Origin of the sequence: Paucibacter sp. B51 (genome assembly GCF_027863535.1) — a bacterium.
Taxonomy (GTDB): Bacteria; Pseudomonadota; Gammaproteobacteria; order Burkholderiales; family Burkholderiaceae_C; genus Paucibacter_A; species Paucibacter_A aquatilis.
The window spans coordinates 458,257-483,519 of sequence record NZ_JAPIVN010000002.1 but is presented as its reverse complement, the minus strand read 5'-3'; the positions used below and the strand labels follow the sequence as shown (position 1 = coordinate 483,519).

Annotated in this window: 21 protein-coding genes and 1 other RNA gene; 17 read left to right on the top strand and 5 right to left on the bottom strand. The window is 66.7% G+C overall.

Annotated features, from left to right (window positions below):
• The first annotated feature begins 120 nt into the window (after positions 1–120).
• From OOB33_RS23000 to OOB33_RS22980, 5 genes are all read left to right on the top strand, one after another.
• Entirely contained in the window at positions 121–1,047 is a 927-nt protein-coding gene (locus OOB33_RS23000) for a LysR family transcriptional regulator (protein WP_102766594.1), read from the top strand.
• Between the two features lie 246 nt (positions 1,048–1,293).
• On the top strand, positions 1,294–2,196 hold the full coding sequence (locus tag OOB33_RS22995) for an amino acid ABC transporter substrate-binding protein (RefSeq protein ID WP_271010357.1): 903 nt from the start codon (positions 1,294–1,296) through the stop codon (positions 2,194–2,196).
• Between the two features lie 169 nt (positions 2,197–2,365).
• Positions 2,366–3,055, top strand: a complete 690-nt coding sequence (locus OOB33_RS22990; protein WP_271010529.1) for an amino acid ABC transporter permease — start codon at positions 2,366–2,368, stop codon at positions 3,053–3,055.
• A complete protein-coding gene (locus OOB33_RS22985) occupies positions 3,052–3,717 on the top strand; it encodes an amino acid ABC transporter permease (RefSeq protein WP_271010356.1) in 666 nt (221 codons plus the stop codon). The genes OOB33_RS22990 and OOB33_RS22985 overlap by 4 nt, the downstream gene beginning before the upstream one ends.
• Positions 3,718–3,835: 118 nt before the next feature.
• Positions 3,836–4,570: an amino acid ABC transporter ATP-binding protein gene (locus OOB33_RS22980; protein ID WP_271010355.1), complete on the top strand. Its 735-nt coding sequence runs from the start codon at positions 3,836–3,838 to the stop codon at positions 4,568–4,570.
• A 107-nt stretch (positions 4,571–4,677) separates the two neighbouring features.
• Here OOB33_RS22980 and OOB33_RS22975 read toward each other — a convergent pair whose 3' ends face one another.
• Both OOB33_RS22975 and OOB33_RS22970 read right to left on the bottom strand, forming a co-directional pair.
• Complete coding sequence (locus OOB33_RS22975) at positions 4,678–5,580, bottom strand: DUF4394 domain-containing protein (protein WP_271010354.1); 903 nt, start codon at positions 5,578–5,580, stop codon at positions 4,678–4,680.
• A 140-nt stretch (positions 5,581–5,720) separates the two neighbouring features.
• Positions 5,721–7,373 carry a GGDEF domain-containing protein gene (locus OOB33_RS22970; protein ID WP_271010353.1) on the bottom strand — a complete coding sequence of 551 codons (1,653 nt, stop codon included), beginning with the start codon at positions 7,371–7,373 and terminating at the stop codon, positions 5,721–5,723.
• Between the two features lie 70 nt (positions 7,374–7,443).
• Between OOB33_RS22970 and pyrC the strand changes: the two genes are divergently transcribed.
• Genes pyrC through OOB33_RS22950 form a run of 4 tightly spaced genes read left to right on the top strand, consistent with a single transcriptional unit; the run spans position 7,444 to position 11,747 of the window.
• A complete protein-coding gene (gene pyrC / locus OOB33_RS22965; protein WP_271010352.1) occupies positions 7,444–8,538 on the top strand; it encodes a dihydroorotase in 1,095 nt (364 codons plus the stop codon).
• A complete protein-coding gene (locus OOB33_RS22960) occupies positions 8,523–9,308 on the top strand; it encodes a DUF3025 domain-containing protein (protein ID WP_442953065.1) in 786 nt (261 codons plus the stop codon). The genes pyrC and OOB33_RS22960 overlap by 16 nt, the downstream gene beginning before the upstream one ends.
• 34 nt (positions 9,309–9,342) lie before the next feature.
• Positions 9,343–10,776, top strand: coding sequence for a S1 family peptidase (locus tag OOB33_RS22955; protein WP_271010350.1), 1,434 nt, complete (start codon positions 9,343–9,345; stop codon positions 10,774–10,776).
• Positions 10,713–11,747 carry an FHA domain-containing protein gene (locus OOB33_RS22950; protein ID WP_271010349.1) on the top strand — a complete coding sequence of 345 codons (1,035 nt, stop codon included), beginning with the start codon at positions 10,713–10,715 and terminating at the stop codon, positions 11,745–11,747. The genes OOB33_RS22955 and OOB33_RS22950 overlap by 64 nt, the downstream gene beginning before the upstream one ends.
• A 94-nt stretch (positions 11,748–11,841) precedes the next feature.
• Here OOB33_RS22950 and cysK read toward each other — a convergent pair whose 3' ends face one another.
• Complete coding sequence (gene cysK, locus OOB33_RS22945; protein WP_271010348.1) at positions 11,842–12,759, bottom strand: cysteine synthase A; 918 nt, start codon at positions 12,757–12,759, stop codon at positions 11,842–11,844.
• A 113-nt stretch (positions 12,760–12,872) separates the two neighbouring features.
• Between cysK and rnpB the strand changes: the two genes are divergently transcribed.
• Positions 12,873–13,245: RNase P RNA component class A (gene rnpB / locus OOB33_RS22940), an RNA gene on the top strand.
• Positions 13,246–13,646: 401 nt separating this feature from the next.
• On the opposite strand, the gene OOB33_RS22935 is transcribed toward rnpB, so the two are convergent.
• Positions 13,647–14,645 (bottom strand): Gfo/Idh/MocA family protein, encoded by a 999-nt coding sequence (locus OOB33_RS22935; protein WP_271010347.1) that lies wholly within the window; start codon positions 14,643–14,645, stop codon positions 13,647–13,649.
• Positions 14,646–14,773: 128 nt separating this feature from the next.
• On the opposite strand from OOB33_RS22935, the gene OOB33_RS22930 reads away from it, so the two are divergent.
• Entirely contained in the window at positions 14,774–15,982 is a 1,209-nt protein-coding gene (locus OOB33_RS22930) for a multidrug effflux MFS transporter (protein WP_271010346.1), read from the top strand.
• 90 nt (positions 15,983–16,072) lie between these two features.
• Complete coding sequence (locus tag OOB33_RS22925) at positions 16,073–17,044, top strand: carbonic anhydrase (RefSeq protein WP_271010345.1); 972 nt, start codon at positions 16,073–16,075, stop codon at positions 17,042–17,044.
• Positions 17,045–17,124: 80 nt separating this feature from the next.
• On the opposite strand, the gene OOB33_RS22920 is transcribed toward OOB33_RS22925, so the two are convergent.
• Complete coding sequence (locus OOB33_RS22920) at positions 17,125–19,467, bottom strand: ATP-binding protein (RefSeq protein WP_102766227.1); 2,343 nt, start codon at positions 19,465–19,467, stop codon at positions 17,125–17,127.
• 364 nt (positions 19,468–19,831) lie between these two features.
• On the opposite strand from OOB33_RS22920, the gene mraZ reads away from it, so the two are divergent.
• The 5 genes from mraZ to OOB33_RS22895 are packed head-to-tail and all read left to right on the top strand — an operon-like array spanning position 19,832 to position 25,262.
• Positions 19,832–20,260, top strand: a complete 429-nt coding sequence (mraZ, locus tag OOB33_RS22915) for a division/cell wall cluster transcriptional repressor MraZ (protein ID WP_271010528.1) — start codon at positions 19,832–19,834, stop codon at positions 20,258–20,260.
• Positions 20,260–21,264 (top strand): 16S rRNA (cytosine(1402)-N(4))-methyltransferase RsmH, encoded by a 1,005-nt coding sequence (rsmH, locus tag OOB33_RS22910; protein WP_171827620.1) that lies wholly within the window; start codon positions 20,260–20,262, stop codon positions 21,262–21,264. Before mraZ ends, rsmH begins: the two co-directional genes overlap by 1 nt.
• A 4-nt stretch (positions 21,265–21,268) precedes the next feature.
• Positions 21,269–21,586: a cell division protein FtsL gene (gene ftsL / locus OOB33_RS22905; protein ID WP_102766229.1), complete on the top strand. Its 318-nt coding sequence runs from the start codon at positions 21,269–21,271 to the stop codon at positions 21,584–21,586.
• On the top strand, positions 21,583–23,460 hold the full coding sequence (locus OOB33_RS22900; RefSeq protein WP_271010344.1) for a peptidoglycan D,D-transpeptidase FtsI family protein: 1,878 nt from the start codon (positions 21,583–21,585) through the stop codon (positions 23,458–23,460). Before ftsL ends, OOB33_RS22900 begins: the two co-directional genes overlap by 4 nt.
• A 2-nt stretch (positions 23,461–23,462) precedes the next feature.
• Positions 23,463–25,262, top strand: a complete 1,800-nt coding sequence (locus OOB33_RS22895) for a peptidoglycan D,D-transpeptidase FtsI family protein (RefSeq protein ID WP_271010343.1) — start codon at positions 23,463–23,465, stop codon at positions 25,260–25,262.
• Position 25,263 lies beyond the last annotated feature (1 nt).

The following is a 25,263-nucleotide window of genomic DNA, read 5'->3' as shown; positions in this document are numbered from 1 at the left end:
AACACAGTCTCCGTCCTTGGGCATGACCTGGCCCCCTCCACTTGAGGGGGCCGCGTGCCCGAAAGTTCAAGCGGCACAGGGTTTCCCAGGGGTGGCTGTGTGCCGGGCTACACTGAAAGCGTGGAAACCAAGTGGTTTGAAGATTTCGTGAGCCTGGCCGAGACGCGCAGCTTTTCGCGCTCGGCCCAGCTTCGGCATGTCACCCAGCCGGCCTTTTCGCGCCGGATCCAGGCGCTGGAAGCCTGGGCGGGGGTGGACCTGGTCGATCGCTCGTCCTACCCGACCCGGCTGACTGGCGCGGGTGAAACCCTGCTGGCGCAAGCGGTCGAAATCCTGGGGCAGCTGCAGGCCACGCGCAATATGCTGCGCAGCCATCAGTCGGCTGGCCAGGACATGATCGAGTTCGCCGTGCCGCACTCGCTGGCCTTCAGCTTCTTCCCGCATTGGCTGATGGACCTGCGCCAGCGCTTTGGCGCCCTCAAGTGCCGGCTCAATGCGCTCAATGTGCACGATGCCATGCTGCAGCTCAGCGAAGGCAATTGCGATCTGCTGATCGTCTATCACCATGCCAGCCAGCCCTTGCAGCTGGATCCGGAGCGTTACCAGATGGCCTCACTCGGCCATGAAACCCTGGCCGCCTACGCCCGCGCCGATGCCCAAGGCGAGCCCATGTTCCGTCTGCCCGGTCATCCGGGGCAGAAAATTCCGTTCTTGAGCTACGCCTCGGGGGCTTATCTCGGCCGACTGGTCGAGCTGATCGTCAAGGCCAGCACCCTGCCCTTGAATCTCGATGCGATCTATGAAACCGACATGGCCGAGGGCCTGAAGGCCATGGCGCTGGAGGGTCATGGCTTGACCTTTCTGCCCGCGAGCTCGGTCAAGAAGGAACTGCAAGCGCAGCGTCTGGTGCAGGCGGCGCCGCCGGGGCAGTTCGAGCTGACCATGGAGTTGCGCATCTATCGTGAGCGGCCCGAGCTGTGCCGTCGCAGCAAGCCGGGTGCCCAGGCCCTCTGGGATTTCCTGACGCAGCACAAGAGCCTGGCCTGAGCGCCAGGCTTGAGAGCCGGTTCCTCGCCGACCGTCCTGCGTAAAAACACGTATTTGGCGCGCGGCCTGGCCGTGGTCTGCTCTGCATATGCTGCGCCGGGCCGCACCGAGCCGCGTTTTAGGAAATTTAATACGGCCCACCAGGACCCTTGCTTAGACTGTGCGGCTTTGTGTCGCTGACCCGGTCGGTCATTTGTGCCATCCCTTTCGCCTTCCATCCCGCCTTTGAATCTGGAGTGCATGTTCATGAACAAGAAATCTCTGCTCGCCCTCGCTTTGCTGGCCGCCGCCGGCTTGTCTCAGGCGCAAGCCCAGGACACCTTGAAGAAGATCAAGGACAGCGGCAGCGTGACCATGGGTGTGCGTGAGTCCTCGGGCGCGCTGTCCTACACCCTGGGCGACGGCAAGTACGTGGGTTACCACGTCGAGATCTGCCAGAAGGTCCTGGCCGATGTGCAAAAGACGCTGGGTCTGGCCAAGCTGGACGTGAAGTACCAACCGGTCACCTCGCAGAACCGCATCCCTCTGGTTCAGAACGGCACCGTGGACATCGAGTGCGGCTCCACCACCAACAACGCGGCGCGTCAAAAAGACGTGGCCTTTGCGGTCACCACTTTCGTGGAGGAAGTGCGCATTGCCGTGAAGGGCAGCTCCGGCATCACCAGCATCGCCCAGCTCAACGGCAAGAATGTGGCCACCACCACCGGCACCACCTCGGTGCAGCTGCTGCGCAAGCATGAGCGCGCCACCGGCGTGGACTTCAAGGAAGTGTTCGGCAAGGACCACGCCGACAGCTTCCTGCTGCTGGAATCGGGCCGTGCCGATGCCTTCGTGATGGACGGTGCCATCCTGGCCGGCAATATCGCCAAGGCCAAGACCCCGGCCGATTTCAAGATCGTCGGGGAAGTGCTGTCGGTCGAGCCGATCGCCATCATGATCCGCAAGGACGACCCGGCCTTTAAGAAGGTCGTGGACGACAGCATCATCGCCCAGATGAAGTCCGGCGATATCGCCAAGACCTGGAGCAAGTGGTTCGAACAGCCCATCCCGCCGACCAACACCAAGGTGGGCATGCCCGCCAACGAGAACACAAAGAACGCCTGGGCCCACCCGAACGACAAGCCGGCCGAGGACTACACCAAGAAGTGAGCCTGAGCAAGACAGGCTGAAATTTCCAGACGGTTTCGCACTGTCTGCATGAACGAGGCCGCCGGGAATCCTCGCCCGGTGGCCTCGCTGTTTTTCTGATCGGAGAGCTGTTGTGGCGACGACATGGGATTGGCAGGTGTTCTGCAAGAACACCATTGACCAGGAGGTGATGCCGCGTTGCATGGGCAACGCAGGCGAGATCACCTATCTGGATTGGATGATGTCGGCCTGGGGCTGGACGCTGTCGGTGTCTGGCCTGGCCTTGCTGGTGGCGCTGTTCTTCGGCCTGCTGGTGGGCATCTTGCGCACCACGCCGAGCCGGGCCCTGGTGCTGGTCGGCGATGCCTGGACCGAGCTGTTCCGCAACATTCCCGTGCTGGTCCAGGTCTTCCTTTGGTACTTCGTGGCGCCCGAGTTGGTGCCCGCGCTCAAGGCCGTGCCCAGCTTCCTGCTCGTGGTGCTGGGTTTGGGTTTCTTCACCTCGGCGCGGATTTCCGAGCAGGTCAAGGCCGGCATTCAGAGTCTGCCGCGTGGTCAGCGCAGTGCCGGCCTGGCCATGGGCCTGACCCTGCCGCAGACCTACCGCTATGTGCTGCTGCCGGTGGCCTTGCGCATCATCATCCCGCCCCTGACCAGCGAGGCGATGGGCATCGTCAAGAACTCGGCCGTGGCCTTTGCCGTCTCCGTGCCCGAGCTCATCATGTTCGCCCGCCAGGCCCAGGAAGAAACCTCCCGCGGCATCGAGGTCTATCTGGCCGTCACTGGCCTCTACTTCGTGTCCTCGATCGCCATCTTTGCCCTGGCCCGTGTCATTGAACTGCGTGCCCGCGTGCCCGGCATGGTGGGGAGCGCCCAATGAATCTTGATTTCAGCTTTCTCAACTGGTCCGTCATCGGCAGCTATGTGCTGCAGGGCTTTTACTTCTCGGTGCAGCTGACCTTGGTTGCCATGGTGGGCGGCATCGCCCTGGGCACGGTGCTGGCCCTGATGCGCCTGTCCGGCAAGCCCTGGTTGGCGCTGCCGGCCGCTGGCTACATCAACACCATGCGCAGCATTCCGCTGGTGATGGTGATTCTGTGGTTCTTCCTGCTGATCCCCTTTGTGATCGGCCGCCCGCTGGGCGCGGAGATCTCGGCGGTGCTGACCTTCACCTTGTTCGAGGCGGCCTATTACGCCGAGATCATGCGTGCCGGCATCCAGAGTGTGCCCAAGGGGCAGACCCATGCCGGCTACGCCATGGGCATGAGCTACGGCCAGACCATGCAGCTGGTGGTTTTGCCCCAGGCCTTCCGCAACATGCTGCCGGTGCTGCTGACCCAGACCATCATCCTGTTCCAGGACACCTCCCTGGTCTATGCCATTGGCGCCTACGACCTGCTCAAGGGCTTTGAAACGGCAGGGCGCAATTTCAACCGTCCGGTGGAAACTTATCTGGTAGCGACCTTGGTCTATTTCGCCATCTGCTTCGGCATGTCCATGCTGGTGCGCCGCCTGCAAAAGAAGATCGCCATCATCCGCTAGTCATGCAGCCCCCGGCGGTGCGTACACCGCCGCCCCCCGAGGGGGGGCTCAAACGGTTTGGGACGGCCCGGCACCGTTTGAGCTCTGCGCGCTCAAACAATCAATCAGGAGTTCATCCATGATCGACATCAAAAACGTCTCCAAGTGGTACGGCAGCTTCCAGGTGCTGACCGACTGTTCCACCAGCATCCAGAAGGGTGAGGTGGTGGTGGTCTGCGGCCCTTCGGGCTCCGGCAAATCCACGCTGATCAAGACCGTCAATGCACTGGAGCCTTTCCAGAAGGGCGACATCGTTGTCGACGGCATCTCCTTGGCCGACCCCAAGACCAACCTGCCCAAGCTGCGTTCGCGCGTGGGCATGGTGTTCCAACACTTCGAGCTGTTTCCGCACCTCAGCGTGACCGATAACCTGACCCTGGCCCAGATCAAGGTGCTGGGCCGCACGCCCGACGATGCCAAGACCCGCGGCCTCAAGATGCTGGACCGTGTGGGCTTGTCGGCGCACAAGGACAAATTCCCCGGTCAGCTCTCCGGCGGCCAACAGCAGCGCGTGGCCATCGCCCGTGCGCTCAGCATGGACCCCATCGTCATGCTCTTCGACGAGCCCACCTCGGCCCTGGACCCGGAAATGGTCGGTGAGGTGCTCGACGTGATGGTCAAGCTGGCCCAGGAAGGCATGACCATGATGTGCGTGACCCACGAGATGGGCTTCGCCAAAAAGGTCAGCAGCCGCGTCATCTTCATGGACGCCGGCAAGATCATCGAGGACTGCAAGCGCGAAGACTTCTTCGGCAAGCCCGAGGAGCGCTCCCCGCGCGCCAAGGACTTCCTGGCCAAGATCCTGCAGCACTGAGCCGGGACCGAGGTGGGTCCCTGCGGACCCGCCGACGCACGGCGAAGGCCAGGCCGCGTCTCGCGCGGCATGGCTGATTGAAGGATCGATTCAGTCGCGCCCAGCCCTCACGGCTCGATCGCCGCCCCCACCACCGCCGCGCCACCGCCAATCGTGCCGATGCGTGTGGCCCTGCCAGTCTCCAGATCGATGCGATACCAGGTCGAGCTGTTGCCGCGGCTGATGGCAGAGTAGGCGGCGTTGGACAGGTCCGACACATCGAGCGTGGCGCGTTCGAAGGTGCCCAGGCCCAGCGAGCCGATGGTGAACAGCCGGCCGCTGTTGGGCGAGATCATGGGCGGCACGCCCTCCTTGCTGCCCTGGTGCACCAGCAGGCCTTGCCGGCCTTCTAACGCGTAGTTGGTGGTGATCTTTTCGTCGCGCTTGTTGTAGCTGTAGCCGGCGGCGACCAGGGCCACCGGCTTGCCGGCGTTCACATCACCGGCGTCAAAAGCCAAGCGGCCATCGAACTGCAGGCCGGGCTGTTCGGCATTGCCGTCCACCACGGCGCCGGTGTCTGGATGCAGGCGCAGATTGAACCCGGCGTCGTTGACCACGCGGATGCGATCCACGGTCGGGTTGAAATCAAAGCCCCATTCCTGGGCACCTTCGCTCGGCAAGGCCGATGGTGTGCCCACGGTGCTGACGCTGCCGTCCTGCGTGTTGATGCGGTAGAGCTGACCGCTGGCGCCCAGGCCGTAGAGCTGGCCCTTGGCCACGCGGTAGTCGATGCCCAGCAGGCGATCCTGCGGCGCCAGGCCGCGCAGCGGTTTGCTGCTCAGCAGCCGCTGGGGTTGGCCGGCATTGAACTGGATCAACTGCTGGGCCGTGGTCACGGCGTAGATCATCTCCTTGGCCGGCGGCCCCGGCACTTCCTCCGGCACGCTGCTGCAGCCTCCCAGGACCAGGGCCGCGCAGGCGATCGACGCAGCGGCCAGGAGCGACGTGGGAAGGGCGGATGTTTGGGGCATGGCGGGCGGTCCTCGCAGGAGTTCAACAATTCAGCTTGCGATGCTGCCACGCGGGCGGCCGGCGTGCGCGCACGTGCCGGCCAAGACCGTGCAGCTGTTCCGGGTCTGGCCCGGCCCGCAGCCCGCCCCAGCCTCCAGACTCAGGAGGTCTCGCTGCCCGGGCTGCTGCGTACGCAGTTGCGCCCGGCGGTTTTGGCGGCATACATCAGCTGGTCGGCGCGGCGCAGCAGGGTCTCCAGGTCGTCGCCCGGCTGACGTTGGCTCAGGCCGATGCTGATGCTGACCGGCAGGTGGCTGCCGCACTGCTGCCAGTTGCCCTCGGCCACACGCTGGCGCACGCGCTCGCAGATGCGCTGGGCCTCGTCCAGCGTGCGGTCGGGCAGCACGAGCACAAACTCTTCGCCGCCCATGCGCGCCAGCACGTCGCTGGCGCGGATGTCCTGTTGCAGCAGCTGGCCCAGCTGCTTGAGCACGGCATCGCCGGTGGCGTGGCCGCAGTCGTCGTTGATGCGCTTGAAATGGTCGGCGTCGATGACGGCCAGGCTCAGCGGGCTGTCGCTCTGGCCCGGGCCCCAGAGCGTGCGGGCCTGGGCCTCCAGGCCACGGCGGTTGAGCAGGCCGGTCAGGCCGTCGCACATGGCGTCCTGCTGCAGCTGGGCGGCGCGGGCCAGCAGCTCGCTCTGGCTGCGGATCAGCTCGGCCTCGCGCTCGATGGCGGCGCGTGCCGCCAGCCGCGCTTGCTCCGCCTCGGCCCAGACCTCGGCGCTGCGCGCCACCATGCGCAGGCGGCGTTTGAAATGCTCCATCATCAGGTGGTGGCGTTCCTCAAAGCGCTGCAGCGCCGCGTGCAGATGGCCGTAGCTGCGCTCGAGATGGCTGAGCTCGAACAAGACCTGGTGCACCAGATCGGGTTCGTGGCATTCCTGGGCGATGTGCAGCGCATGTTCCAGCGCGTGGCGGGCGTCTTGCTCGCGGCCGCTTTCGGCGGCGGCCATGCCCTGGGTCAGGCTGATCTCGGCGCGCAGCACCGGGTTGTCGCTGGACAGGCCGGCCGCTCGCTGCAGCAGACCGGGCACGCCGGTCATCTGGCTTTGCAGCACCTGGGCGCGGGCCAGTTTCGCGTAGGCCTCGCCGAGGATGTTGTCCAGGCCATGGATGATGCAGGACTCGATGGCTCGCTCGTACCAATGGCCGGCATCCTGGGCGTGGCGCGCAGCGCCGGCGTCGTCGTGGCGCTCGCGGCAGCGCAGGGCCTGGCTCAGGTGGATCTCCGCCAGGTTGGACAGGCCGGCCGTGGCCGAGGGCCCGTAGCCATGGCCTTGCGCTTCCTCGATGCCGGCTCGCAGGCTCAGCTCGGCGCGCTGCCAGTCGCCCATCTGGTTGAACAGCACGGCCCGGTTCAGCTGCGCGCGCACCAACTCGCGCGAGGACTGTTGCTGCTCGGCCAGGGCCAGGGCCTTGCTGGCCCACTCCAGGCCGCGCTCCGGGTCGCCCAGCACGCCGAGCGAAAAGCCCAGCACGCTGTAAGCGCGGCACAGCTCCTTGCGGGCCTCGGTCGCCTCCAGCACCGGCACATGGGGCAGCAGCAGCTGCATGGCCTCTTCGTGGCGCGAGTCGTAGGCGGCAATCAGGCCCAGCGCAATGCTGGCGCGGCTGCTGGCGAGCTCGTCGCCAGCCTCGCGGGCCTGTTCCAGGCATTGCTGGGCCAGGCGGCGGGCTTCGCCCAGCTGGCCCTGGTCCAGCAGGGTGTAGCTGCGCTGCAGTTCAGGGTCAGGTGTGCGGAGCTGAGACATGGGGCAGGGCCTTCAAGATGCCGCGGCGGCATGCTCGGCACGCCGGACAGGATTTGGGACAATCACGGGCATGGCGCACACAACTTCCTCCTCCACTCCTTCAGCTTCCTCTTCGTCTGCCCCCGTCTCGGCGGCGGCTCAGACCCTGAGTATCACCCGGCCCGATGACTGGCATCTGCATGTTCGCGACGAGCCGGCCTTGCAAAGCGTGCTGCCCTACACAGCCCGTCAGTTCGCCCGGGCCATCATCATGCCCAATCTGCGCCCGCCGGTGACCACGGCCGCGCAAGCGATCGCCTACCGCGAGCGCATCTTGGCCGCCGTGCCGGAGGGTCTGGACTTCCAGCCCTTGATGACCATGTACCTGACCGACCTGACCCCGGTCGAGGAGATCGAGCGCGCCAAGGACGCCGGCGTCGTCGCCCTGAAGCTGTATCCGGCCGGTGCCACCACCAACAGCGATGCCGGCGTGACCGACATCCGCAAGACCTACAAGACCCTGGAGGCCATGCAGCGCGCCGGCCTGCTGCTGCTGGTGCACGGCGAGGTGACCGATCCCGAGATTGATGTCTTCGACCGCGAGGCGGTTTTCATTGACCGTGTGATGCAGCCGTTGCGCCGCGACATGCCCGAGCTCAAGGTGGTGTTCGAACACATCACCACCAAGGAGGCGGCTGACTACGTGGCCAGCGCGGACGACTTCACGGCCGCCACGCTGACGCCCCAGCACCTGCTCTACAACCGCAACGCCATCTTCACCGGCGGCCTGCGCCCGCACTACTACTGCCTGCCCGTGCTCAAGCGCGAGCTGCACCGCCGCGCCTTGATCGAGGCCGCCACCTCGGGAAGCAAGAAGTTCTTCCTCGGCACCGACAGCGCGCCGCATGCCTCGCAGATGAAGGAAAACTCGGTCTGCGGCGCCGGCTGCTTCACCGCCCTTTCGGCTCTGGAGCTGTACGCCGAGGCTTTTGAAGCCATGGGCGCGCTGGACAAGCTGGAGGCCTTCGCCAGCTTCAATGGCCCCGACTTCTACAAGCTGCCGCGCAACAGCGGTCAGGTCACCCTGGTCAAGCAGGACTGGACTCTGCCCAGCGCCGTGCCTTTTGGTGCGGCCGAACTCAAGCCCCTGCGCGGCGGCGAAACCCTGGGCTGGAAACTGCTCTGAGTTCGGCGCTCGATTTCGGCATCGATTGGTCCGCGCCCTGGCTGGCGCCCTACCGCGCACGTGGGCTGGCGCTGGCGGCTGACCTCGCCGCCGGCGCCCGCGTGGCCGAGGCGCTCAATGCCCAGCTGCGCGCGGGGCCCCCGGTCTTGCTCGAGGCCGGCCCGCTGCGCTTTGTGGCCCAGGATGAGCTGCCCGAGGGCGAGGCCTACGAGGCATTCATCCACCGCAGCGCCTGCGTGCCCACGCGCGACAACGCCCATGATTTGTTCAACGGCCTGGTCTGGCTGCACTGGCCAGGGCTCAAGACCCGGCTTAACGCCCTCCATCTGCAAGCCTTGACCGAGAGCGGTGGCGTGCAGGCGCAGCGTGGCCCGCTGCGGGATGCCCTGACCCTGCTGGACGAGAACGCCGCCTTTTTGCAGGGGCCCGAGCCGCTGTTGGTGGCCTTGCGCGATCGTGACTGGACCGCACTGTTCGGCCGCTTGCGCCCGCTCTGGGTCCAGGCGCGGCTGCAACTGGTGGGCCATGCCTTGATGGAAAAGCTGCTGCAGCCGCGCAAGCCCATCTGCGCCCATGTGCTGATCCTGCCCGAGGCGGCCGATGCGCAAGACGCGAGTGGCCCCTGGCTGGCGCCGGAGTTCCTGCGGCACAAGCCTTTCCTGCCCCTGCCGGTGCTGGGCGTGCCCGGCTGGTGGCCGGCCAATGAAAACGCGGATTTCTATGCCGACCCCGGGGTGTTCCGCCCTGGTGTGCGGGTACAAACCGGCTAGCATCGCCGCTTCTCTGAACCTTGGGAGGTTCCACTTGTTCCGATTTCTCCTTCAGCCCTCGGCGCGCCTGCTTCGGCCGCTCGTGGGGCTCATGGGCAGCCTCATGTTTGGGGGGCTGCTCGGTGTCGCCTCAGCGGCCCCGTCGCCGGCTGTGACGCCGCCGCCGGCAGCTGCTGCTCCTGCTGCTTCGGCCCCGGCCGCTGTGTCGGCCACGGCGCGCCGCGTCTACGAAGGCACGCGCGCCCAGCTGCTGCAGATCCGCACCTTGCTCAAGACCCAGGACAGCCAGGCCTCGGTGGGCTCGGGTTTTCTGGTCAGCGAAGACGGCCATGTGCTGACCAACTACCACGTGATCAGCCAGTTCGCCCTGGAGCCTGAGCGTTACCGCCTGCGCTACGCCACGACCGAGGGGCAGGAGGGACAGCTGGAGCTGCTGGACTTCGATGTGCGCCGCGATCTGGCGCTGCTGCGCGCGCCCGCCGGTGCCTTGAAAGGGCGGGGCGCTTTGAGCTTCCGCCCGGCCGACCGTCCGCTGGCCAAAGGCGACCGTATCTACTCGATGGGCAATCCGCACGATGTGGCCTTTGCCGTGGTCGAGGGCAATTTCAACGGCCTGGTCGAGCGCAGCTTCGATCCGCTGATTTATTACTCGGGCAGCATCAACTCGGGCATGAGCGGCGGCCCGGTGGTGGACGAAGACGGGCGCGTGGTCGGCGTCAATGTCTCGGCCATGTTCTTTGCCCAGCAGATGAGCTTTCTGGTGCCCGGTGAGTTTGCCCGTCAGCTGTTCGAGCGCAGCCGCACGGCCAAGCCCCTGAGTGCGCCGGCCTGGCCGCGCCTGCGCGAGCAGCTGCTGCGTTACCAGGACGAGCTGGTGACGCGTTTCGTGGCCCAGCCCTGGGCTTCGGCCGGCCACAGCCGCTATCAGCTGCCGGTGCCGCAGGAGCAGTTCATGCGCTGCTGGGGCCGCGGCACGCCGGCTGACACCAAGGGCCTGGAGTTCCAGCGCTCGCAGTGCCGCATGGAGCACGCCGTCTTTGTCAGCGATGCCATGCAGACCGGCTATCTGGACATGTCGCACGAGGCCTACGACGGCGCCAAGCTGGGCGCCATCCGCTTTGCCAAGCAGTATTCGGGCAGCTTCCGCAACGAGCGCCTGGGCCGCGATGACAAGGACCGCACCGCGCCGTTTTGCAAGGAAGAGTTTGTCGACCGCGCCGGCCTGCCGCTGCGCGCCGTGGTGTGCCTGCGTGCCTACCGCAAGCTCAGCGGTCTGCATGACCTGAGCGTGCTGGTCACCACGGTGGACGCCAGCACCGAAGGCGCGCTGGGCCGCTTCGACGCCCGCGGCGTCAGCTTCGACAATGCGCTGAAGTTGAGCGCCCATTACCTGGAAGGTTTTGCATGGACCGCCAAGAAGAACAACGACAAGAACAGCAGCAGCAACAGCCCCAGCGCACCGCGGTGATCGAGGTGCTGGGCCGCGACGGCGAAGTCCGTTCGGTCCAGCGGGTGCAGCAGTGGCCGGCCCTGATCGGCCGCTCGGTGCTCTGCGATGTGGTGCTGGAAGACGGCCATGTGGCGGCCGAACATGCCCAACTGCTCTGGGACGATCAAGGCCCGCGCCTGCGCCTGCTGCCCAGCCTCAACGGCGGCTGGTTGGGTGAGCGCCGCCTGCGCGAGGGCGAAGTGGCCGATCTGCAGCCCGCCGCGGCCTTCCAGCTGGGCGCCACGCACCTGCGCTGGCGCAGCAGCGAGGAGCGCCTGGCCGCCGAGCAGCCCATGCAGGCCCACCAGCAACGTGCCGCCAAGGTGGCGGCCGGCTGGGTGCCGGGCCTGCTGGCACTCTGGCTGGGGCTGCTGTGGTTTGACCAATGGTCGGCGCTCAATCCGGGTTCACCGTGGGTCGATTACAGCGGCGCCGTTCTCGGCCCACTGGCGGTGATCCTGGGCTGGGCGGCGCTGTGGTCCCTGGTGACGCAGCTGTTCCAGCATCGCTTTCCTTTCGCCACCCATCTGCGCCGGGCGCTGGTGGGCGTGACGGGCCTGCATCTGCTGAGCTTTGGCCTGCCGCTGCTGGCCTATGCCCTGAGCTGGCCGCGCTTGCTGGTGGTCGATGCGCTGGTCTTTCCGGCGGGCGTGGCGGCGCTGTTGTGGTGGCATGCCATCCTGGTGTGGCCGCGCGGGCGGCGTTGGCTGGCCTTGGCCATCACAGCCGGCCTGGCCACGGTGATGGTGCTGACCGTGGCGCGCCGCCTGGAGCAGCAGCATTGGTTCGGCCCCAACTACCTGAGCGCCTTGCCGCCGCCGTCCTTCCGCCTGGTCGAGCCCAAGCCGCCCGAAGCCTTGATTGACGCCCTGCGGCCGCTGGAGGCGCAACTGGCCCGCCAGGCCAGCAAGGACAACGACACGCCCAGCAGCGAGGGCGAGCAGGATTGAGCGCACAGAATTTCGCTTCTTCCAATGACAAGGCCCGGGCCCGCGTGTTGCGAGCCCGGGCCTTGTGTTTGTTGCGCGACTCAGGCGCCCACCATCAAGCCGGCAGGAAGCCCTCGATCGAGAGATACCGTTCGCCGGTGTCGTAGTTGAAGCCCAGCACGCGAGCGCCGGCGCCCAGTTCGGGCAGCTTCTGAGCGATGGCGGCCAGGGTGGCGCCGCTGGAGATGCCCACCAGCAGGCCTTCCTGCGCAGCGCTGCGGCGCGCGTACTCGCGGGCGGCTTCGGCCTCGACCTGGATCACGCCGTCCAGCAATCCGGTCTTCAGATTGACCGGGATGAAGCCCGCGCCGATGCCCTGGATCGGGTGCGGGCTCGGGGCGCCGCCGCTGATCACGGGCGAGGCCGAGGGCTCGACGGCAAAGACCTTGAGCTGCGGCCAGTGTTCCTTCAGCACCTTGGCGCAGCCGCTGATGTGGCCGCCGGTGCCCACGCCGGTGATGAGTGCATCCAGGCCTTCGGGGAAGTCGCGCAGGATTTCCTGGGCGGTGGTCCGCACATGGACATCGATATTGGCCGGGTTCTCGAACTGCTGGGGCATCCAGGCGTTCTCATGCTGGCTCAGCAGTTCCTGGGCGCGGGCGATGGCGCCCTTCATGCCTTTTTCGCGCGGGGTCAGGTCGAAGCTGGCGCCGTAGGCCAGCATCAGGCGGCGGCGTTCCACCGACATGCTGTCGGGCATCACCAGGATCAGCTTGTAGCCCTTGACCGCGGCGACCATGGCCAGGCCGACGCCGGTGTTGCCCGAGGTCGGCTCGATGATGGTGCCGCCGGGCTGCAGCAGGCCGCGCGCTTCAGCGTCTTCCACCATGGCCAGGGCGATGCGGTCCTTGATGGAGCCGCCCGGGTTGCTGCGTTCGGACTTGATCCAGACCTGGGCGTCAGCGCCGAACAGGCGCTGGACGCGGATGTGGGGCGTGTTGCCGATGGTGGCGAGGATGTTGTTGACTTTCATGGCGCGGGGCTCCTTCCGGGGGAAGCGCAAATGCTAGCCTGAGCTGGCGCCCAGCCTTCACTGTTTTCGTGATGAGCTTATGCCGTGTGCGCCATCAGGGATAATGCGTCCGTGAAGCAAGTCAGACCGCCGCTGGTGCGAGCATGGAAACATGGCACTGGAGGAAGGTCCGGACTGCATAGAGCGGCGTAGCAGCTAACGGCTGTCCGGCGTGAGCCGAGGATCAGAGCAACAGAGACGAGTCGATCAAACGTGCCGGGCGCAAGCCTGGCGGGACCGGAAGCGCAGCCTCCGGGATCGGGTGAAACGGGCAATCTCTACGCGCAGCAACACCAAGTAGGCCCGTATTGATGCGGCTCGCAGAGCGGGCGGGTAGGTGGCACCGAGCCGGGCAGCGATGTCCGGCCCAGAGGAATGGCGGTCACAGGACTGGACCCGCAAGGGTCAGGTCTTGCACAGAATCCGGCCTATCGACTTGCTTCACTCTTTCTTCCTTCTTTCCACCTCGCGTCGCCGCGTCACCAAGTCTGAGCGTGGGGCGGCTGGCGGCACGAAGCAGCCCTTGGGTTGCTTGTTGATCGGGCCGACTGGGCGCTCTGCTCCGTTCATGTCCCCCGACCCCAGCCTGCGGCTGGGGTCTCCTCCTTTACTTCACTTCGCAGAGCACCCAGCCGACCCGATCCCGCGCCTCCCTGCCCCCTCGAAGAAAACACCAATGGCGGATCTGCCAAGGGGTGTCGGGTGAGTGCTGAAGCGAAGTAAAGGGGGAGGCCTGTGCGCAGAACAGGCCGGAGGACATGAGCGGAAGCACTCGCCCGATGCCCCTTGGCACAAGCCCGACCTTTAACGGCTGCAATGTGCCGCAAGCCGCCTTTCGAACCCTGTCCTCAGGCCGGCACCTGCAGCAGCGCCTCAATGGTTTCCTGAACGGCCAGGCTTTCGGCGAAGCCGGGCAGGCCGTGGCGGCGGCCTTCGATCAGGGCCACCCATTGATCGAGCTGGTCGAGGCGGCTGCGTTCGCGTTGCAGCTCTGGGGCCAAAGCCTCGGCGGAGGTGCTCGTGTCCTGAATGCGGGTGAACCATTCGCCCAGTTCCAGCGTGCCGTGCTCGCCATGCCAGACCATGCGATTGAGGTCGGCTTGTTCGCCGCCGACACGGCCGTGGATGCGCAGGGGCACACCGCCGATCTCGAGTTCAGCGGTCAGCTGGGTTTCGGCGCCTCGGCCCTCAGAGGGGAAAAGCACTTCGCTGCGCAGCCGCCGGGCCGGGCCCAGCACGCGCTGGGCAGCAAAGATGAAGTGCGACAGCACCTCGCGGCTGAAGCCGCCTTCCTCACGCTCGGCCAGCCAGGCGCCCGCGGCGGCCTGCCAGGGGCGCGGCCAGGCGGCAAAGGCCAGCTCCAGTTCGATGTGTTGCAAGCGGCCCAGGCTGGGCGCGCTGGCCGCAGCGCCGAAGCGCTGTTGCAACAAGGCCAGGCCTGGCGAAGAGGCAAGGGCGAAGTTGACCGCCGCGCGCTGGCCCTCGGCCGCGATGCGGGCGATGCAGCGGCGCGCGCAGGGGAAGTCCACCGTCAGCGGCTTTTCGCAGAAGACGGCCAGGCCGGCGTCGAAACCCAGTTCGCTCAAGCGCAGATGGGCCGCCGGCGGCGTGGCGATGTAGAGGCTGTGCAAGCCCGGGCTCTGGATCAAGGCCTCGGCGCTGTCGGCAACGCGCAGATGGGGGTAGCGTGCCAGGGTCTGGGCCAGGGCCGCCGGGTTGGCGTCCCAGACCCAGCTGGCGCGCAGGCGGGCGTGGCCTTGCAGCCGCTCCAGCATGCGTTGGCCCATCACGCCCAGGCCGATCACGCCCAGATTCAAAAAGTCTGCCTTGGTGCCGTCCGTGCTCATGGTGTGTGTTCGCTGTGCAAAGCCTTGGAGGCGCGCAGTGTAGGGGCGGCCGCTACACTGGCGGCGCTCCGTTTCACCAGGCATCGTCGCCGCGCGTGTGAACCTCGTCTGAGCCCGCAGCCCCTTCCATGAATCCCGAAGCCAGCCGTTTGTGGCGCGCACCCCGTTGGGCCTTGGCCGTCTTGTTGGCTGGCCTGGGCATGGTGGGCCCGTTTTCCATCGACACCTATCTGCCGGCCTTTGCGGGCATTGCCGCAGCCTTGCAGGCCACGCCGGTGGAGATGCAGCAGACCCTGTCCAGCTACCTGCTGGGCTTTGCGGTGATGAATCTGTTCCACGGCGCCTTGTCCGACAGCTTCGGCCGGCGGCCAGTGGTGCTGGTGGGCATGGCGGTGTTCACGCTGGCCTCGGTCGGTTGCGCCTTGGCCGGCAGCATCGGCCAGTTGGTGTTTTGGCGCACGGTCCAGGGCATGTCGGCAGGGGCCGGCATCGTGGTGTCGCGCGCCATCATCCGCGATATGTTCCCGCCGTCCGAGGCGCAGCGGGTGATGTCGCAGGTGACCATCTTCTTCGGCGTGGCGCCGGCGATTGCGCCCATGGTGGGCGGCTTTCTGTTCGTGCATGCCGACTGGCATTCCATCTTCTGGTTCCTGGTGCTGGTGGGCGTGGCCTTGTTGGTGGCCAACTGGCGCCTGCTGCCCGAAACCCTGCATGAGAAAGACCGCCATCGTTTCCATGTCGGCGAGCTGATGCGTGGCTACCGGCAGCTGGTCATCAACCGCCGCTTCGTGCTGCTGGCCCTGGCCAGCGGCATCCCGTTCAACGGCATGTTTCTTTACGTGCTGGCGGCGCCGGTGTTCGTGGGCGAGCATCTGCAGCTGGCGCCGACGCAGTTCTTCTGGTTCTTCTGTTTTTCCATCGGCGGCATCATGGGCGGCGCGGCGCTGAGCGGCCGCCTGGCCGGGCGCATCCAGCCCAAGCGCCAGATCCGCATCGGCTTCACCATCATGGTGCTGGTGTCGCTGCTCAATGTGACGCTCAACCTGCTGCTGCCTCCCAGCCCCTTCTGGGCCCTGCCGGTGATCTCGAGCTTCTCCTTCGGCTGGGCGCTGATGGTGCCGGTGGTGACGCTGATGGTGCTCGATGTCGTGCCCGAGCGGCGCGGCATGGCGTCCTCGCTGCAGGCTTGTATCGGCAGCGCGGCCAACGGCCTGGTGGCCGGCGTGGTCGTGCCCCTGGTCATGCACTCCACGCTCGCGCTGGCCCTGGCCTCGATGGGGCTGATGAGCATCGGCCTGCTGTCCTGGCTGTGGATCAAGGGCGACGTGCCGTCCTGAACCTAGCGCAGCGTCTGCCGGATCTCAAGCCGGCGCGGTTTTGTCCGAAGACATGACGAGCAGGCCCGGTTCTCGGGCCGGGAGTTGCGCATGTCTGAATCCAAGTCTGAACTCATCACCCGGCGGCCACGGCTTCGCCCTCTCATCCTCAGTCTGTCCTTGTTGAGCCTGATGTCGCTGGCGCCAGCGCGGGCGGCCGACGAGTCGCTCGATGTGTTGCGCCAGCGTCTGGCGGAGCGACTGAGCGACAAATCCGAGTCGCCCAAGGGCATGAAAGTCACCAGCAAGGGCGGCGGCGAGGAGGGCGGCAAGAGCACCAAGGCCAAGGGCGGCAAGGCCAACAAGGCCGAGGCCGGGCATGAGACCAAGCATGGCGCCGCGGGGGGCCATGTGCACTGGGGCTATGCCGGCGAGGGTGCACCCGACAAATGGGCCGAGCTGAGCCCCGAGTTCCGCCAATGCGCGGTGGGCACGCGCCAGAGCCCGATCGACATCCGCGAGGGCATTCGTGTCGATCTGGAGAAGATCCAGTTCGAGTACCGCCCCAGCAGCTTCGCCGTGCTGGACAACGGCCACACCATCCAGGTCAATGTGGCGCCGGGCAATGCGCTGCAGGTCATGGGCCGGCGTTTCGAGCTGCTGCAGTTCCACTTCCACCGCCCCAGCGAAGAGCGCATCAACGGCCGCCAGTACGACATGGTGGCCCATCTGGTGCACAAAGATGCCGAAGGCCGCCTGGCCGTGGTGGCCGTGCTGCTGGAGCGCGGTCAGGACCAGGCCTTGGTGCAAACCATCTGGAACAACCTGCCGCTGGAAAAAGGCGAGGCCTTGCCCGCGCCGGGCTTGCTGGACTTGAACCAGCTGCTGCCCGAGAACCGGGCCTACTACACCTATATGGGCTCGCTGACCACGCCGCCCTGTTCGGAGGGCGTGCTCTGGATGGTGATGCGCACGCCGGTGCAGGTTTCGCCCAACCAGATCGCCATCTTCTCGCGCCTCTACCCGATGAATGCCCGGCCCATCCAGGCCGGTTCAGGGCGCCTGATCAAGGAAAGCAATTGAGGGGCCGCGCCCATTTTTCTGGCTGGGAATGAAGAACGGGGCCGCAAGGCCCCGTTTCTTTGGGTGGCGCAGGCGCTGCGTCAGAGCTCGGTCGGCAGCTGCAACTGCTGCTGGGCCTGCAGGCGGCGCTGCTCGGCGCGGCGGCTCAGCCAGCTGGCCAGGGTGGCGAAGAGCTGCTCGGCCACCACCGGCTTGGCCACATGGTCGTTCATGCCGGCGTCCAGGCAGCGCTGGCGCTCCTCGGCAAAGGCATTGGCCGTCATGGCCAGAATCGGCACGTCGCGCCCCAGGGGCAGGCCGCGGATGGCGCGGGTGGCGTCCAGGCCGTCCATCAGCGGCATCTGCACATCCATGAGGATGAGGGCGTAGTCGAACTCGCCGGCCATGCGCAAGGCCTCCTGGCCATCGCCGGCCACATCGACCTGCAGGCCGGCGCTGCCCAGCAGGGCCACGGCCACCTCCTGGTTCACCGCGTTGTCTTCAGCCAGCAGGATGCGGGTGCCGCTGAACTGCTTAAGCTGCTCGCGCGCCGCGGTGCCGCGCGGCGGGCCGGGCAGCACCGGCAGCTCGGCCTCGCTCTTGTCCACCTGCAGCGAGAACCAGAAGCGGCTGCCCTGGCCCGGCGCGCTGTGCACCCCCACCTCGCCCTGCATCAGCTCGGCCAGGCGCCGGCAGATTGCCAGGCCCAGGCCGGTGCCGCCGTAGCGGCGGGTGGTGGAGCTGTCGGCCTGCTCGAAATCCTGGAACAGGCGGGCCTGGGCTTCCTCGGCGATGCCGATGCCGCTGTCCTGCACCTCGAAACGCAGGCGCAGGGCCGAGCCCAGATCCTCCTGCACCCGTGCGCTCAGGCGCACGAAGCCGGCCTCGGTGAACTTGACGGCATTGCCGGCAAAGTTCAGCAGCACCTCGGTGATGCGCTGGGCGTCGCCCAGCAGCACCTGGGTGGACAGCAGGTCGTCCAGATCCAGCTGGACGCGCAGCTGCTTTTCGTGGGCGCGCTGGGCCAGCATGCTGGAGATGTTGTCCAGCACCTGGATGACGGTGAACTCGGTGTGCTCCAGCTGCAGCTTGCCGGCCTCGATCTTGGAGAAGTCGAGCACATTGTTGATGACGCTGAGCAGGTGCTCGGCGGCGTCGGCCACCTTCTGCAAGCGCTCTTGCTGCTCGGGCTCGGTGGTGTCGCTTTGCACCAGATAGGTCAGGCCGATGATGGCGTTCATCGGCGTGCGGATCTCGTGGCTCATATTGGCCAGGAAGGCGCTCTTGGCCAGGCTGGCCGCCTGCGCCGCGTGGGTGGCCTCGGCCAGCTCGGCGGTGCGGGCCTCGACCAGCTCTTCGAGATGGTGGCGGTAGCGCAGCAGCTCCAGCGCGTCGCGGCGCTGGCGCGAGATGTCGGTCAGAAAGCCGTGCCAGAGCACGCTGCCGCCTTCTTCCAGCTGGGCAATCGCGTTGCCGAAGATCCAGCGCTCGCTGCCGTCGCCGAAATGGGTGCGGAACTCCTGCTGCCAGGGCGCCAGATGGCGGGCCGAGGCCAGCAGCGATTCGCGCACGCTGGCGCGGTCGGCCGGGTCGATCTGGGCGAACCAGGGCTCGGCGTCCTGGCTCAGGGCCGCTGCACTCAGGTGGAAATAGTCCTTCACCGCCTCGCTGACGTAGGCAAAGCTGAAGCGCCCGTCGGTGCCCAGGCGCAGCTGGTAGACCACACCGGGCACGGTCTCGGCCATGCCGCGCAGGCGTTCGATCAGGGCCCGCTGGGCCTCGAACTGCTGCTGCAGCGCATCGCGCATATGGCCCAGATGACCGCCCAGCAGGCCGATCTCATCGGGCCGGCCGGGTTTGAGCTCGGCGCTGAAGCGGCCTTCGGCCAGGTCGTTGGCGAAGTCGCCCAGCTCGCGCAGCGGCCGCATCAGGCGCGAGTTGACCAGGGCCAGGATCAGGGCCAGCGAGACCAGCAGCTGGCCGCCCACGGTGGCGCCGTAGAGCCAGCGTTGGCGGGTGAGGGCGGCGGTGCTGAGGTGGTTGTCGATCTCGATCTGGATGTGGCCGATGCGGGTCAGGCCGCGGAAGATCTCGCGCTCGCCCTTGATGCTCTGCCCCTTTTTGCGCTCGGGAAAGCTCATCTCGATGAAGGGCTGGCCTTGCGAGGCGTCGCTGACGTTGACGCGCACCACATCGGGCGAAGTCATGATGGCCGAGACCACCTCGCGCGCGGCCACCGTGTCCAGGTTCCAGAGCAACTCGGGCAGGCTGCTGACCAGCACATCGAGTTTGGCGTCCAGTTCACGCTGCTGCGCCGCCTCGGCCACCTGGGGTTCACGCAGGCCGATCAGAAAGCCGCCCACGGCCATGGCCGGCAGCAGCAGGCCGATGCTGGCGCCGAGCGCAATCGCGAAAAACAGCGAGCTGGAAGCTTTTCTGCTCAATATGACCTCGTCATGCACTCAGGCGGAGCCGGCGGCCTGTCGGGCGCCTCGAACACTTTCACACGCTTGACTTTGATTTTCGACAAGCGCTCGGGAAGCTGAAGCGCATTTTGGCGGCGGAACGGCTGCGCGCAGCGCCTCGATGTGACTTGCAACAGTTTTTCTTGTTGCCAAGTTCATCTTCCACTTGCAGACAGCTTTGCAAGTCCTTCATTTTGAACGAGTTTTGGATGCGCAAAGTGTCGAGAAGTTGTTTCTAAGTGCTTGATTTCATTGGAATTTTTTGCGATTTGCCTTGACTGGCCGGGGTTCGGTTAGTAAAGTGGGGAAAAGTGCATTTTGGTGGGTCGCCGTGGCGAATTTTGTGTTTCAGGGGGCTTCAGCCTTGGCAATGGATGCCAAGGGGCGTTTCGCCGTCCCGACACGCCACCGCGAAGTGCTGCAGGCCCTGTGCGCCGGGCAGCTGACCGTCACCAAGCATCCGGAAGGTTGCCTGATGGTCTTCCCCCGTCCGGCCTGGGAGGCCTTCCGCGACCGTATCGCCGCCCTGCCCATGTCGGCGGCCGGCTGGAAGCGGGTGTTCCTCGGCAATGCCATGGATGTGGAGATCGACAGCGCCGCCCGCGTGCTGATCTCGCCCGAGCTGCGTGCAGCAGCCGGTTTGCAAAAAGACGTGATGCTGCTCGGCATGGGCAGCCACTTCGAACTCTGGGATGCCGCCACCTACGCCGCGCATGAGGCCAAGGTGATGGAATCCGAACTGCCGGACGCCCTCAAGGACTTCAGCTTCTGATGGACGCCCCACAAGACACCGCAACGCCCCAGTTCTCCCACACCACCGTGCTGCTGCACGAAACGGTGGAGGGCGTGCTCAACGACCCCAACGGCTGCTATGTCGATGGCACCTTCGGCCGCGGCGGCCACTCGCGCCTGCTGCTGTCCAAGCTCGGCGAGCAAGGGCGCCTGATCGGCATCGACCGCGATCTGGAGGCGATTGCCGCCGCCAGCAGCGGCGCCACCGCCATCACCGATGCGCGCTTTCGCATCCTGCATTCGCCGTTTGCCGACATGCGCTCGCAGCTGGCCGGTCTGGGCATCGAGCAGGTGCAGGGCGTGCTGCTGGATCTGGGTGTCTCGAGCCCGCAGATCGACAACCCCGAGCGCGGCTTCAGCTTCCGTTTCAACGGCCCGCTGGACATGCGCATGGACACCACCCGTGGCGAGAGCGCCGCGGATTTCCTGGCCCGCGCCGATGAGCGCCAGATCGCGGAAGTGATACGGAACTATGGGGAAGAACGGTTTGCTGTTCAGATTGCAAAGGCGCTTGTTGCTCGTCGGGAGAGCGGGAGTCCTGTGCGAAGCACCGATGAACTTTCCGAAGTCGTGGCTCGTGCAGTCAAAACCCGCGAAGCGGGCCAGAACCCTGCAACGCGCACATTTCAAGCTCTTCGGATTCACGTCAACGGCGAGCTTGAGGAGCTCGAGCAGGGGCTGAATGCCGCCCTGCGCCTGCTCGCCCCGGGCGGCCGCCTGGCCGTGATCAGCTTCCACTCGCTGGAAGACCGCATCGTCAAGACCTTCATCGGCGCGCACAGCAAGGACATCGTCGACCGCCGCGCCCTGTTCGCCGAACCCAAGGCGCTGCCTCTGCGCGCCATTGCCCGCATCAAGCCCAGCGAGGCCGAGGTGGCTGCCAATCCGCGCGCCCGCTCCGCCGTGCTGCGCGTGGCCGAGCGCACCGACGCGCCGCTGCCGGTCGAACACCAGAAGCGGCGCCACCAACGTACGGGCGGCTGATTCCGTGGGGCGGCTGAACTTCATCCTGCTGATCGCTGTGCTGGCCAGCGGCCTGATGCTGGTGCGCAGTGCCTACGAGGCGCGCCGCCTCTTCACGGCCGTTGATCGTGAGCAGGCCGAGGGCCGCCGTCTGGAAGCGGATAGCCAGCGCCTGCAGGCCGAACGCCATGCCCAGGCCACCAACATCCGTGTCGAAAAGGTGGCGCGCGAGCGCCTGCAAATGCGCGGCATCACCCCGGCCGTGAGCCAGCAGGTGGACGATCAGCAAGGGGCTCGCGCCACTGTGGCCGCTGCAGCGGCCAGCACTGGAGCCCGGCCATGAGGAAGTGGTTCGGTGGCGGCGACCGCAGCCAGAGATCGGCGCCTGGTGCCACCCAGCGCCCGCACAAGGCCGCATCGGCCAAGTCGGCCAGCCTGCGCCCGCAGAGCGCGCGCGCCGTCAGCTATTCCACCAGCCCCTTGCTGGCCTCCAAGACCCCGCCCTGGCGTTCGCGCTTTCTGGTCGGCCTGGTCGGCCTGGCCTTTGCTGGCTTGCTCGGTCGCGCGCTGTATGTGCAGGTGATCGGCACCGAGTTCTATCAAAAGCAGGGCGAGGCCCGCTTTGTGCACACGGTCGAGCTGCCCGCCAGCCGCGGCCGCATCAACGACCGCAGTGGCCAGGTCCTGGCCGCAAGCGTGGCCGTGCCCTCGATCTGGGCCATCCCCAAGGAAGTCGACGAAGACCCGGCCAAGCGCCGCGCCCTGGCCAAGATCCTCGGCATCAGCCCCGCCGAACTCGAGCGCAAGCTGGACCCCAGCACCCGCTTCGTCTGGCTGCGTCGTCAGGCCGAGGATCAGGTGGCCGCCGACATCAAGACCCTGGGCCTCAAAGGTGTGTTCCAGGACCGCGAGTACAAGCGCAAGTATCCCGAGGGCGAGGCTGCGGCCCATGTGGTCGGCTTCACCAATATCGAAGAGCGTGGCCAGGAAGGCATCGAGCTGGCCTTCCAGAAGGCGCTGCAGGGCAAGGACGGCTCGCGCTCGGTCGTGCGCGACCGCCTGGGCCGGGTCGTGGATGAAGATGTGGGCGAGCGTGTGCCCGCCGCCAACGGCCGCGACATCGATCTGTCCATCGATTCCAAAGTCCAGTTCTTTGCCTACCAGCGCATCCGTGATGCGGTGGCCGAGCACAAGGCCAAGGCCGGCTCCGTGGTGGTTCTGGACGTGCTGACCGGCGAAGTGCTGGCCCTGGCCAACTATCCCAGCTACAACCCCAGCGAGCGCAAGAACCTCAGTGGCGCCCAGCTGCGCAACCGCGCGCTGACCGACATCTTCGAACCCGGCTCCACCATGAAGCCCTTCATCGCCGCGCTGGCGCTGGAGACCGGCCGGGTGACGCCGGAGACCACCATCCAGACCGCACCGGGCAGCATCGTCATCACCGGCTCCCGGATCACCGATGCCCACCCGCATGGCGAGCTTTCGGTGGCCGGGGTGATCCAGAAGTCCAGCAACGTCGGCACGGTCAAGATGGCCATGACCATGCAGCCGCGTGAGATGCATGAGATGTTCACGGCCATCGGCCTGGGCCAGCGTCCGCAGATCGATTTCCCCGGTGCCATCACCGGCAAGCTGCGCCCCTACAAGAGCTGGCGCCCGGTCGAGCAGGCCACCATGAGCTATGGCTATGGTCTCTCGGCCTCGCTGCTGCAGCTGGCGCGTGCCTACACCGTGTTCGCGCGTGATGGCGAGGTCATCCCCGTCACCATGCTGCATCAGCCCGGCGGTGAGCCGGTGCGCGGCCTCAAGGTCTTCTCGCCCAAGACCGCCTACGACGTGCGCCAGATGTTGCAGGCCGCCGCCGCCCCGGGCGGCACCGCGCCGCTGGCCATGGCCAGCGGCTACAGCGTGGGCGGCAAGTCCGGCACGGCGCACAAGCAAGAAGGCAAGGGCTATGCCGGCAACAAGTACCGCAGCTGGTTTGTCGGCCTCGCGCCGATCAGCAAGCCCCGCATCATCGTCGCGGTGATGGTGGATGAGCCCAGCAACGGCGTGTACTACGGAGGCGCCGTGGCCGGCCCGGTGTTCAGCCAGGTGGTGTCGCAAAGCCTGCGCCTGCTGGGCGTGCCCACCGATCTGGAAGTCAAGCCGATGATCGTGGCCAGCCAGAGCGCCGGCAAGCCGGCGGCTGCCCAGGCCGTCGAAGAGAGCTTCTGACCATGTGGAAGCGACTGCTCTCGCGCCGCCATCCCCACCGCCCGGCGCCGTCGCAGCGGCGCGGCCTCAGCCATGGCCACAGCCCGGTGCTGAGCACGCGCACGCCGGTCTGGCGCTCGCAGTTCCTGCTGGCCCTGGTTGGCGCCGGTCTGGCCGCCTTGCTGGGCCGGGCGCTTTATGTCCAGGTGATCGGCACCGAGTTCTTCCAGAAGCAGGGTGATTCGCGCCTGGTGCGCACCCTGGAGCTGCCGGCCAGCCGTGGCCGCATCCAGGATCGCAGCGGTCAGGTGCTGGCCAGCAGCGTGGCCGTGCCCTCCTTCTGGGCCATCCCGGCCGAGGTCGATGCCAGCCCAGCCCAGCGTCGTGCCCTGGCTCAGGCCCTGAGCCTGAGCGAGGCGGAGCTGAGCGCCAAGCTCAATCCCAGCGCGCGCTTCGTCTGGCTGCGCCGCCAGGTGGATGGCGAGACGGCCTCCCGCGTGCAGGCGCTCAAGCTCAAGGGCGTATTTCAGGACCGCGAGTTCCAGCGCCACTATCCCGAGGGCGAAGCTGCTGCGCATGTCGTGGGCTTCACCAATCTGGAAGAGCAGGGTCAGGAGGGCATTGAACTGGCCTTCCAGAAGGATTTGCAAGGCCGCGATGGCCAGCGCTCGGTCATGCGCGACCGCTTCGGCCGCGTGGTTGAAGCGGCGGGCGAAACCGTGCCGGCCCACAACGGCCGCGATGTGGCCCTGTCCATCGATGCCAAGACCCAGTACTTCGCCTACCAGGCCATCCGCAGCGCGGTGGCCGAGAACCAGGCCAAGGCCGGCTCGGTGGTGGTGCTCGATGCGCGCAGCGGCGAGGTTCTGGCCCTGGCCAATTTCCCCAGCTACAACCCCGCCCAGCGCAAGCATCTGAGCGGCGAGCAGCTGCGCAACCGCGCGCTGACCGATGTCTTCGAGCCGGGCTCGGTGATGAAGCCTTTCATCGCTGCCCAGGCCATGGACAGCGGCCGCGTGCGCGCCGACACCGTGATCGCCACCGACGGCGGCCGCATGACCATCACCGGCGCCACCATCCACGATTCCCACCCCAGCGATTCGCTGACCGTGGCCGAGATCATCCAGCGCTCCAGCAATGTCGGGACGGTCAAGATGGCCCTGCAGATGCCGGCCCAGGAGATGCATGGCCTCTACACCAGCCTGGGGCTGGGTCGCCGGCCGCAGATCGACTTCCCCGGTGCCGTCGCCGGCACCTTGCGTCCGGCCCACAAATGGCGGCCGATCGAGCAGGCGACCATGAGCTATGGCTATGGCTTGTCCACCTCGTTGCTGCAGCTGGCACGCGCCTACACCGTGTTCGCGAACGACGGCGAGATCATCCCGCTGCGCATGACCAAGCTCTCGGATGGCGAGGCCGTGCAGGGCCAGCGCATCTTCAGCGCCGGCACCACCCGCCAGGTGCGCGCCATGCTGCAGACCGTGACCGAGCAGGGCGGCACCTCGCTCAAGGCGCGCAGCGAGGGCTACAGCGTCGGCGGCAAATCGGGCACGGCCTACAAGCAAGAAGGCCGTGGCTACAACAAGAACAAGTTCCGCGCCTGGTTCGTTGGCCTGGCGCCGATCGAGCAGCCGCGTTTGATCGTCGCGGTCATGGTGGATGAGCCCACCGGCCGCTTCCACGATGGCGGCAAGGTGGCCGGCCCCGTGTTCAGCCAGGTGGTGGGCAAGAGTCTGCAACTGCTGGGCGTGCCGCCGGATCTGACCGTCAGCTCCCAAATTCTGGCCACGCGCCCCGCGCCGGCCCTGGACGAGATTCTCTGAA